This is a genomic window from Coleofasciculus sp. F4-SAH-05, assembly GCF_040222985.1.
Taxonomy (GTDB): domain Bacteria; phylum Cyanobacteriota; class Cyanobacteriia; order Cyanobacteriales; family Coleofasciculaceae; genus Coleofasciculus; species Coleofasciculus chthonoplastes.
The window spans coordinates 1-10,545 of record NZ_JAVKBY010000278.1 but is presented as its reverse complement, the minus strand read 5'-3'; the positions used below and the strand labels follow the sequence as shown (position 1 = coordinate 10,545).

The following is a 10,545-nucleotide window of genomic DNA, read 5'->3' as shown; positions in this document are numbered from 1 at the left end:
ACCCGGTTATATTGCCGATCGCGATGCTGAGGAAACCGTAGACAATCCAGCCGTAACACCGCAAATGCCCAATGATCCCAGTGATGACCGAGGAGATTTAAGGCGGGATTGACACGAGAGAAAAAAAATTCAGCCGTTCATAATCTGGGCTGAGGCGATCGCAAAAGTTGGGCAAGGGGAATCCGCGATCGCATCTTTGCTTCTCTCTCCTAAATATGATCGCACTTTCAATACAACCATATTGGGGAAATAGTGGGTTGAGATCTCCCTAAATCTCCCTTAAAAAGGGGGCTGGAGGGGATCTGCCGCTATTAGCTGGGAAGTTCGATCTCCTGACCCTGAAAAATATCGGGTCTTCCGTACTTGTGGTGATAATGCAAGCTTACTCTCTTGCCTGTAACTGCATTAGGGAATGAAAATTCGCCTTGAACCTCGATAGTCTTCAATGTCAACGATGATATCGACCAAGCGATTAACGCAACGATCCCGATACTCCGGTTCAACAAGCAACCGATCAATATTTCCTATTGTGATGACAGGCAACGATATTGGGGTACTCTCTTCGCGTATCACTTGTTCCAACGAGTCTTTTCCTTTCATGCTTCGGTTAGCAGTGAGTAAAATCATCTCGTTAGCTTGGGCACATTGCCAAACCACGCGATCGCTACTACTAACTTCTAACCCTACCTCTTCAAAGAGAATAAAGTGAATGGAAATTAGTTCAAGCCAACCACTTGCAGCAAGACGACCTGCAAGGAGTACAGAGTGTCCACGTAAATTATGATCAACCAGAATGTTCATGCTTGCGATTCAAGCTTGGCTCGTTCTACTTGAAGCTTTGCCCGAATTGCTTCTGTGCCTGGTCTTGGGGGTTTTGCAACAATGTGAGCAATACGATCACGATTTTGCTGTTCATAGTACTGTCGCAATTCTTCAGCTTCTTTGAGAATGGTTTGGTATTCTGCTTCAACTTCAGTCCAATGGGAATCTATGTAAGATAGCGCAGAACTTAGCTGTTCATCTGTAAGACTCAGCATGGCACGGATGAACTTTGGTGGGTATTGCTCTGTAACATAGTCCATCACGTCATATAAAGTAACACGGGTTCCTGAGATCGTTAGTCCCCTCTCTGTACGAATGATAGCCGCTTGCCCATTAGAATCCGAAATCATATCCATAACTCTGGAACAGCTATAGCAATCCTAAATAGGATGCAACAAGCAAAAAGCTCGAAAGCCAGGTATAGCAAGGGTTTCATTTTTGAAAATTGCCACAACCTAAATAAGATTGCTATATGTCTATATTACCTCGCTAAAAAAACTGGTGGGCATACAGATTTCACCATAATGTTTACAAATGGATTGTGGGGTTGGGCAATTCATATCGTTGGGTACGATACATCCAATAATTCAGGGTTGAGAAGATAATCAGTGATATGAAACTCGAATAAATGACAATTGGACTTAAGGGAATCAGCAGAATCGAGGAAACCATCTCAATAACGATGAGTCCAATCAAAGTATTGGCAATGGTTTGACGATGTAAGCGACTGCAAAACATGGCACCGAGGGGAGCGCCAACAACAACAACGGGAATGGCGGCTAGCCAGTAACTCTGTGCTGGATTGGTAAAGTCTTTGAAGACGAAAACCTGTAAGGCAAATCCCGCTACAGCATTAATTGCCATGAGAATGACAGAGGTGGGTGTTGCGACTTTTTCACTGAGGCGAAATAGGAGTACCATGACGGAAAAGGTAAAGATGTCGATGCCATTCCCGACTAAACCACTCATGATTCCACCTAGGAATCCGGCGATGAATAAGACACTTTGTTCTTTAATTGTCCAGATAGGAAGGGTTAAATGGCAGGTTCTGATTCCTTGATTCAGGGTAAATAAGGTAACGGCGAAACTGGTGAGAATTGCTGTGAAAACCATTTTCAGCACCGGTGCAGGTAATATTGGCGCGAGAAAACCAGCACCGAGAAAAATGCCGAGGAAACCACCGAGACTTCCCCAAAGGATGATCCGCCACTCGACGCGAATTCGGGTGAAGCAAATGGCGATTGTCGCTGCACTCATGCCAACACTTTGAATGGCGAGGGAAAATATTCTGGCGTCGTGGGGGGAAATATGCAGGAGTTTGGTAAAGACTGGAAATGCCACTGCGCCGCCACCGAGACTGGTTCCGCCTGCAATCATGGAACCAAACATCATGGTTATGGCGATTTGCCAATGGTTGATCAAATGGGTGAAAGCCTGATTGGGAGTGAGTATGGTTAGCCATGTTGTCCAAACTGCGATCGCAATTAGCCCAACAGTTGTTTGTTTATTCGTCATTTGTCAAAACACTGATTTAACAGATTTATTGGAGAGATTGGGGTAGGGAGGTGAGAGCTTATTCATACACTGATTACACAGAAAAGTTGGTTCTCTCATCTTGAGAGGATGATTAGGATTTTCTAGGAGATTATTTCGTCCTTTGTCATTCTGCTATTTTATGTTGAACGATAGAGTTCTAAGGCTTCTTTGAGCGCCGTGGGTACGGGGATGGGTACGAGTTTGTCTCCCTCTCGTCGCATTGAGGCGGTTTGTTGTTGGCCTTTGGCAATAAGTTGTTCGCCTTTGTCGGTAATTCGCCAATATTCAAACAGCATGGTAATTCGATTTTGAGTCATTGAATCGAGGCGCATACGGATGGCTACGGTGTCGAAGGCGTAAAGTTCACTGAAGTATTCACAGGAAACTCTGACAACTAGGTTGGTTTCTTCAAAGCTGACGATGTGTTGGTATTCATAAGTTCGCATGGTTGGATGTTAGGGGAGATGATGTTTTTTTAACGCAGAGGGGCGCAGAGGTTTACGCAGAGGGCGCAGAGGGTTTTTGTGAGGTTTGAGTCAGGATTCATCCATTGTAAATAGTAGATACTATCTCCTGATTGGGGATGGGTTGCCAATGATTAATTGAGCGATCGCGCTTTTCCAAATTCTGGGATGTTGAGTTATCGGTTGGTTGGAGTAATACGGCGAAGATTAAGGGTTGCTCTATGTCTCGTAAATAGAGAATAAAAGTGGCGATCGCGCTTTTCCCAGATTCTAGCCAAACTTCCCCAGCCGTAGGGGTTTCCAGGAATACTAGGGGGGAGTTTACCATGGCACCCGCTTTCTTTAAGCATTCACTGGCACTCCAAATTCGGGTGGCGGTAATATCTAGGGATGCTTGGGTTTCTTTGGCGATCGCACGCGCTAGATTAAATCGCTCTTTTCCGAGTAAATCTTGCCATACATCGGTGTCCCGAGGGACAACGGGTTCGATATCGCAACCAATGGGATTTAAACTGGCACAAGCTAGGGTGATATTCCCGGCGTGGGTTATGGATATTGCTTGATTTCCGTTGATGTCTGGTTTACCATCAGGACGCCGCATCACTGTTGTTTGAATGAGTTGTTGAATGGCGCGATCGCTCTTCTGTTGACGCTTCAGTTTAGCATCTTCTAGTACGGCGATGTTTAGGGAAATGTTGGGGATTTGTTCTTTGATTCGACGCTCAATATAGGGAGATAATAGGGGCGCTACCCAGGTATCGGGTGTCACTGGATGCACGGCTTTTAGCTTTAATCCTTGCCAGTGTTCGATGAGTTTGCCGTCTGGGTTGGTTACGTCTACGTCGTAAGTAAAGGTATCTCCTTGTTGGTGTTTCTCTGTGGCGTGGAGGAACCAGGAGTCGGTGGGGGAGGCTGAACCAATGACTATTTTTTCTACACCAATGGGTAAAAGGGTGCGATGGGGAATACAGGCTTGGATACCATGAATGACAGCATCTCTGGCACCGGGATCTCCTAAGATTAATTGGGCGGGTAAATAGTGACTAAACCAGTTTATTGGGGGATTTGATTCTATTTCTGCACAGCATTCTTTTGCCCGGAGTTTATAATACTTCTGCAAGCGTTGAAATCGTCCTTGATGAAAGAGTATACTGCCGTATAAATCCCGTTTTGGTTGAAGGGGAAGTACAGGTGAGGATTTGATTTTTGCTTCTAGACGTTCCACCGGAAGACGTTCCACCGGAACGTCTCTACAAGGTTCCCCTGGGGTATTGAATCGACAAGTTGCTTGGAAATGGTTAACGCCAAATCCAGTTGTTTCTGTGCGGAGAACCACGTCTATTTGGTTAGTATCCTGAACTAGGGCGGCGATGCGAATGGTGATAGAGGTGTTTGGGGGAACGACGATGGGACGATTTAATTTTATATCGGTGAAAATCGGCAGTGATTCGGTTTCCATTAACGCCATGGCTACCTGCGCCATTGCTTCTAATCCCATGACAGCAGGAAAGAGGTATTCGCCTTGGACTTGGTGATCGGTAAGATAGGGATCGGTGGTATGAGAAAGTTCACTATCTACAACTAATTCCACACTGGGAATATAGACTCGTGGATGTTCTAAGAACCGTTGGAAGGGAAGTTCGGATTGGTTGAATTTTAGAGTTGGGGCTTGACCGAATCGACCTGCTACAATAACTGAATTAGGAAGCGATCGCGTTTTTAATCGTTGATGAATTAAACGCTGTAAAATCGCCACACCTGTATCTGGGGGAATTGGGGTAATCCCTTGACGCATCAGGGTATCAATTCGTCCCAACCGTTCTCCCATACCGACACCAGACCAGACTGACCATTCTATCGTCAAGCAGCGACAGTTGGTATAGCGTTGACTAAAGTCTTCGGTTAGCTGGGTTAACCATTCATTTGCCAGGGCATAATCGGCTTCACCGGGTAACCCAGTACGGGCAATAATTGAACCAAACGTAACTAAGAGTTTCAGCTGATGGGGATTAACGGCGGCGAGGATGTTTCGCAATCCCTGAACTTTGGGCGCGAGGGTGCGTTGTAAGGCAGCTTCATCGAGGGAATTGAGGAGTTGGGGAATATTCGTACCCGCGCCGTGTAAGATGGCGGTAATTGTGCCGAACTCTGATTCAATTTGCGCGATCGCTTCCCGAACAGCCGTTTCCTTGGTTACATCGGTGGCATGATAACAGAAGGGAATTCCAGCATGGGTGAGTCGTTGTAAATTAGCCGCTAGTTCTGTATCAGTTTCCGGTTGGGATCTGCCTAATATAGCGAGGCGTATTCCCGTTTCTTTGGCAAGGGCTAAGGCACTTTCGGCGGCGATGCCTTTACCCCCGCCCGTGACTAATAATAAATCAGTGGCGTTAAGTTTGTTGGGGTGGGTTTCACGATTATCCTGGGTTGTCATCTCGATGTGACTAAACCCACCCTTATCTCCTCTGTCTGTCTGAGTCAGCGGTAATACCTGGAGAACAGGTTGATATCGGATACCACTGGTATCATAATGGGCTTCGCTATAACCCACAGCCGCTTTCGCTTCAGCGAGTACCCAGGCGGCGGCTTGGGGATGATTTAAGGGTAAGTCGATGATACAGGTGGTAAGGTTGGGAACTTCTTGGTGTAAGGTACGCACAAATCCAGCACCACCGCCACCTTGTTGCACCAAAATGAAGTGAGTGGTTTGTTGGTTCGCTAGTACAGCTTTGGCACCAGATAGGAGGAGGGGTAAGTGATGTTCGTCAGGGTTGGGAGGAAGACAGACAATCACACCCACGCCACCCCAGTTATTTAAGGGTTGCTCTAATTTGGGGGCTAAGGGATGATTCGCTGGGGCGAAGACTTGCCATTTTCCCGGAGTGGTAGGAGATGGGGGAAGCCGATGGGATAAGGGAGATTCTACGAGTTCAATCCTAAAGGTGCGAATCCAAGCGTCTACTCCTGAGGGGAGTTGTTGATTCTCTTGACTGGTTTCATGATTGCCAGTACGGGCTAAATCCTCTAACGCTTGCACCATTTCGCCAATTGTGGCATTGGCATAGTCGGTGGGGGCGACGGGGGCGGATAAACCGAGATGGCGAGAGGCGTCGGCGATGAGTTGGCTGACGGTAATTGAGTTGAGATGTAAGTCGCGTAATAGGTGATTGTCTTCTTTTATAGCGGTAATCGGGAGTTCTGTGCGTTCGGCTACCAATTGGCGCACTGTTTCTAGTGGGGATTGTCTTTCGGTGGAATGTCTGGGAGATGAGGAGGTATTTTCTCTCCCTGTTTGCCTGAGAAGGGCGGGTTTAGTCACGTTATCCGACATCGACAGCAGGTTATCGGTAAAACCCGCCCCTACAGCTTCCTCTACATTGCTGCACAGAGACGCGCCATGGCGCGTCTCTACATTGGTTTCACAGGGGTTGACAAAGAATTGCGGTTGCCAGTCTAATTTAAAGGGTCGCGTGAATCGATTGGCATATAGGGCTTGGGTGTTAATTGGCGTACCCAGGGCAAAGGTAGCACCAATTGCGTTGAGTAAACCTTTCAGGGAAGTACCACCTGCATCCAGGGAGAAAATTGGGGTCTTGACAAAATCACCCATTAGTCCACTCAGAATTTGTCCGGAACCGACTTCTAACCATAGATCAATCTCTGCGGATACTTGATCAACGGCATCAATAAACCGCACTGGGGCAGTAATCTGATTACACAGGAGCGATCGCACATCGGTATCCGGTGTGATTTTATCACCTGTAACTGTAGAAATAACTGGACGTTGCAGGGGATGAAGGGTTTGTGTGGCGAGATAATCAGCCAGAGGGGGTGTAGCGGCGGCGACGAGGGGAGAATGGAAGGCGTGGGAGACGGGTAGGGTAATGGTTTTGATTCCCTGATGAGTGGCGCGGTTCATTACGGTGGTGATTGCTTGGGCATCTCCAGATATAATCGTTTGTTGGGGAGAATTGAATCCCGCGATCGCAACCTGTTTTCCTTTGATTAAGGGGGCGACGGTGCGTTTATCCCCACGGATACTTGCCATTTTACCTGTGGGATTACCCAATTCTGCCATGGCTTGACCCCGAACTTTCACCAGGTGTAATAGGGTTGGGGTATCAAAGGCGCCAGCCCAATGCAGGGCGGTGATTTCCCCTAAACTATGACCGATCGCGATCGCACCGTTGATGTTAAACTCATCTAGGGTTTGGATTCCAGCAATGGATGCAGTGACAATCGCTGGTTGTGCGATCGCGGTATTCTGACTATCCCCAATCGGTAAATTGGCTTGTTCGTATAACTGTTTTACCCCAGGGAAACGCCGACTCCATGCACCCCCATTAAAATAAGTAGGCGAAGCTTGTCCGGGAAACAGGAATCCGATGCGGGGTTGAGTTGTTCCTGTTCCTAAGAATAGTCCCAATTGTTGCTCCAGTCGAGAGGTAATCCCTTGGTTTAACCAGGTGGAAAGGGTTTCTAGGCGAGTGGTTAATTCCTGGGGGCTTGATGCGACAATTGCTGCCCTAATTCCTTTATTATGATTCACTGTTTTGGCTAATTCCGCCGCCAAATCTGTGATTTCTGCATAAGAAAGTTGAGGCGCTAGGGTGAGAAGATGAGTCACTTGCTGGTGCAAATCAGAGATATCTTTACCCCCCAGAAGCAACAATTCGGCATCTTGAGTAGACCATAATGTCGGATTATACCCGGTATCGGCAATGGGATGACGGCTGATTCCCTCTAATACGATATGAGTATTAATTCCACCAAACCCCATGGCACTCACACCCGCTCTTAGGGGATAATTAGGAGACCATGGTTCCCCTTGGTTTAATACGCGCAAGGCTGGGGCGGGTTTAGTCAAGTTATCGGTGTGTTGCTGAATATTATCAGTAAAACCCGCCCCTACATCCTCTGTTTCCCCAAGGGCGGGTTTAGTTAAGTTATCGGTGTGTTGCTGAATATTATCGGTAAAACCCGCCCCTACATCCTCTGTTTCCCCAAGGGCGGGTTTAGTTAAGTTATCGGTGGGTTGCCTAATATTATCGGTAAAACCCGCCCCTACAGCATCGGCTTTTCTATCGGGAATTAACGCTGGATGCGGGTGTTCACAACCTGTAGTTGGGGGTAAGATTTGATGGTAAAGTGCCATCGTTGCCTTAATTAATCCAGCGATACCCGCCGCCGCTTTGGTATGCCCAATATTGGCTTTAATTGAACTAATTACCGCCGGGGGTAAGGTTTCATTCTCCCCAGACTTCCCGTTTTGTCGCTGACTCTCTTGGATAGCGCTACAGATTGTCTTTAATTCCGTTGCATCTCCCACTGGGGTTCCTGTACCATGTCCTTCAAAGTAGGCGACGGTATCAGGAGTGAATCCAGCTTTACGATAAGCGCGTTGTAATGCCAAAAGTTGTCCCTCAACTTCTGGGCGAGTAATGCCGCCACTCCCATCCGAGGAAATCCCCCAACCTCGAATTGTGCCATAGATTTTCCGACACTGTGCGATCGCGTCTTGGTAACGCATCAACACAATAAAGCCGCAGCCTTCACCAGGAAGAAATCCGGCGGAATGGGTATCATACACCCGCATTTTATCCGGGGTTAACGCCCCCGTTTTGGCAAAACCAATCAGTTCAAAGGGATCAATGCTTAAGTCTACACCCCCAGCTAAAGCGACATCCAAATCTCCCGCCACTAAAGCGGAACACGCATTTGCCACCGCCAGAAGCGAGGAACTACAAGCGCCATCTAGGGTATAGCCACCGCCTTTGAGGTTAAAGTAATTGCAAATTCGTCCAGCAATGGTATTGGATAAACCCCCAGCCAAGGATTCCGCGCCGATTTCTGGGAAGGGTTCTTTATATTTGCTTTCTAAGCCAGCCAGGAAGCGCTGACGCTGCTCTGTTGTCCAATTTTGCTCAATCAGGGCAGAATCCAGAACACGGCGCACGTAGGGCCACCGCAAGCGCATTACATTTGCCCTAGAGAATTCCCCAGTCAGGCTATTGCCAACCAGAACCCCAGTCATATCATGAGGTAAGCCCTCACCCTGAGCAAATCCGGCATCAGTTAAGGCTTTACTGGCGATATCCAATGCCAACCAGTGGGCTAAATCAGCGGAATGATAGGTATGACTGGGGACGCGGAATTTAACCCGATCAAACTCGTAGCCTTCAATTACAGCCGCTTGGCTAGTATACGTGCGATCGGGGGTATTTGGATCAGGGGAGAAATAATCATTTAAATTCAGACGTTTTGATGGGATTTGGCGAAAGGCTTGACGCTGGCTGAGAGCATTTTCCCAGAGTTGGATAGGAGAATTAGCGTCAGGATATTGGCAAGCGATGCCGACAATAGCGATAGTATTCATAATTTTGTTATTTGTCATTTGTCATTCGTCATTTGTTTGGGAACTCCTGACCAACAGAATAGTATTACTGTAGGGGCGGGTTTAGGATCAAACCTTTGTAGGTAACTGTTTAATGGGATACAAAACCCGCCCTAATCGTTAAGGCAAGAGAATTTAAAATTCACTTATTAAATTTCCCCTACAGTCATCGGAGTTGGCATCGCCACTCTCGCTGTAGAAATCTTGCCTATCCACGCTTGAACATAAACCCATAAACCGCGCACTAAACAAACAGTAGTCAGGGAGAAGAAAAAGCCAAACACAATATGAGAAAGCATCAACACACCATATCCCGCCGCCACTGCACCGCCAAATAAAACTTGCTCTTTAGTAGCAATTGGACTCGTACCCGGATCAGTCACCATATAGAACGTAAACAGCACAAACGCCACACTGGTAATCGGCATTAACGCCGCCATAATTGGCGTACCAAAGATTAAACTTCTCACCACGGCTTGAATCACAAATCCGCCCACCCAAGCGCCAATTAGGGGGAGGCGACGGGTAAATTTAGCATTCAGAAACGTCCCCGAAATCACAATAATTCCCGGTAAAATCCAATCCGCCGCCCCATCCAAATTTTCGGTGAATTGGTAGGGGGGAGAAATACCCACCCAGGGGAAAAGTAATAGAGTTAGGGTAATGCCAAAATTAGAAGGATTGAGGAAATGGCGGCTACGGTTGCCAATCGGAGCATGAAAAATTGCCTTTGAACCAATCGCTACTGATGTCGCAAACGCAATAGGAAAGAGTTGGTCATTGGCATAGAGTAACATAGCCACCGCCAACCCAGTAATATGAGCCGGGAGGAGGAAGTCGATAAGATTTTGGACTCCGCCAGCAAAATGAAGGGGACGCTGGTTAACTTTGGCGTCAATCAGTTCTAGAATCAGTTCCGTACTGTAGGCGGTGAATAAGGCAATTAATGGTTGCGCCCAGGATTGCTCAAAGCCTAATACCGTATGTCCTAATAGATTGAGAAAAGTAATCGCGATCGCAAAGCGGCGTAATCCAGCGAGGCGGATAGATTTATACCAGTTATTGTTTGAATTCATCATAATTAGTTATGTTACGCTCCTAGAGTAATCAGATTGTAATTTATAGGATTTACGCAAAAGATCTGTCTATATGTAGGGTGTGTTAGCGAAGCGTAACGCACCTTAATCAGTATACAGCGCTTTGCGCTATATCATAGTACAATTGATGAACAGAGATTAAGGCGTTGGATAGCCAATGAAAGCATATTCAGTAGATTTCAGAGAAAAAATAGTCAAAGCTCATTTAGTAGAAAAAAGCTCAATTAGACAT

Annotated in this window: 5 protein-coding genes and 1 pseudogene; all 6 read right to left on the bottom strand. The window is 46.9% G+C overall.

Annotation, left to right across the window (positions count from 1 at the left end; all coding sequences use genetic code 11):
- Positions 1–405: 405 nt before the first annotated feature.
- A complete protein-coding gene (locus RIG27_RS33795; protein ID WP_446351401.1) occupies positions 406–801 on the bottom strand; it encodes an ACP S-malonyltransferase in 396 nt (131 codons plus the stop codon).
- The gene (locus tag RIG27_RS33790; protein WP_446351400.1) at positions 798–1,172 is read right to left on the bottom strand and encodes a DUF433 domain-containing protein; all 375 of its coding nucleotides are present in this window, start codon (positions 1,170–1,172) and stop codon (positions 798–800) included. Before RIG27_RS33790 ends, RIG27_RS33795 begins: the two co-directional genes overlap by 4 nt.
- Before the next feature lie 178 nt (positions 1,173–1,350).
- Positions 1,351–2,337, bottom strand: coding sequence for a sulfite exporter TauE/SafE family protein (locus RIG27_RS33785; protein ID WP_446351399.1), 987 nt, complete (start codon positions 2,335–2,337; stop codon positions 1,351–1,353).
- Between the two features lie 158 nt (positions 2,338–2,495).
- Complete coding sequence (locus RIG27_RS33780) at positions 2,496–2,804, bottom strand: acyl-CoA thioesterase (RefSeq protein WP_446351398.1); 309 nt, start codon at positions 2,802–2,804, stop codon at positions 2,496–2,498.
- 796 nt (positions 2,805–3,600) lie between these two features.
- A pseudogene (locus RIG27_RS33775) lies at positions 3,601–9,198 on the bottom strand (type I polyketide synthase); the annotation flags it as partial.
- A 167-nt stretch (positions 9,199–9,365) separates the two neighbouring features.
- On the bottom strand, positions 9,366–10,292 hold the full coding sequence (locus RIG27_RS33770; protein ID WP_446351402.1) for an enediyne biosynthesis protein UnbU: 927 nt from the start codon (positions 10,290–10,292) through the stop codon (positions 9,366–9,368).
- Positions 10,293–10,545: the final 253 nt, after the last annotated feature.

Coding starts and splice junctions, on each gene's coding strand:
- RIG27_RS33780 (WP_446351398.1), bottom strand. CDS start 2,804: ATGCGAACTTATGAATACCAACACATCGTCAGCTTTGAAGAAACCAAC.
- RIG27_RS33770 (WP_446351402.1), bottom strand. CDS start 10,292: ATGAATTCAAACAATAACTGGTATAAATCTATCCGCCTCGCTGGATTA.
- RIG27_RS33785 (WP_446351399.1), bottom strand. CDS start 2,337: ATGACGAATAAACAAACAACTGTTGGGCTAATTGCGATCGCAGTTTGG.
- RIG27_RS33790 (WP_446351400.1), bottom strand. CDS start 1,172: ATGATTTCGGATTCTAATGGGCAAGCGGCTATCATTCGTACAGAGAGG.
- RIG27_RS33795 (WP_446351401.1), bottom strand. CDS start 801: ATGAACATTCTGGTTGATCATAATTTACGTGGACACTCTGTACTCCTT.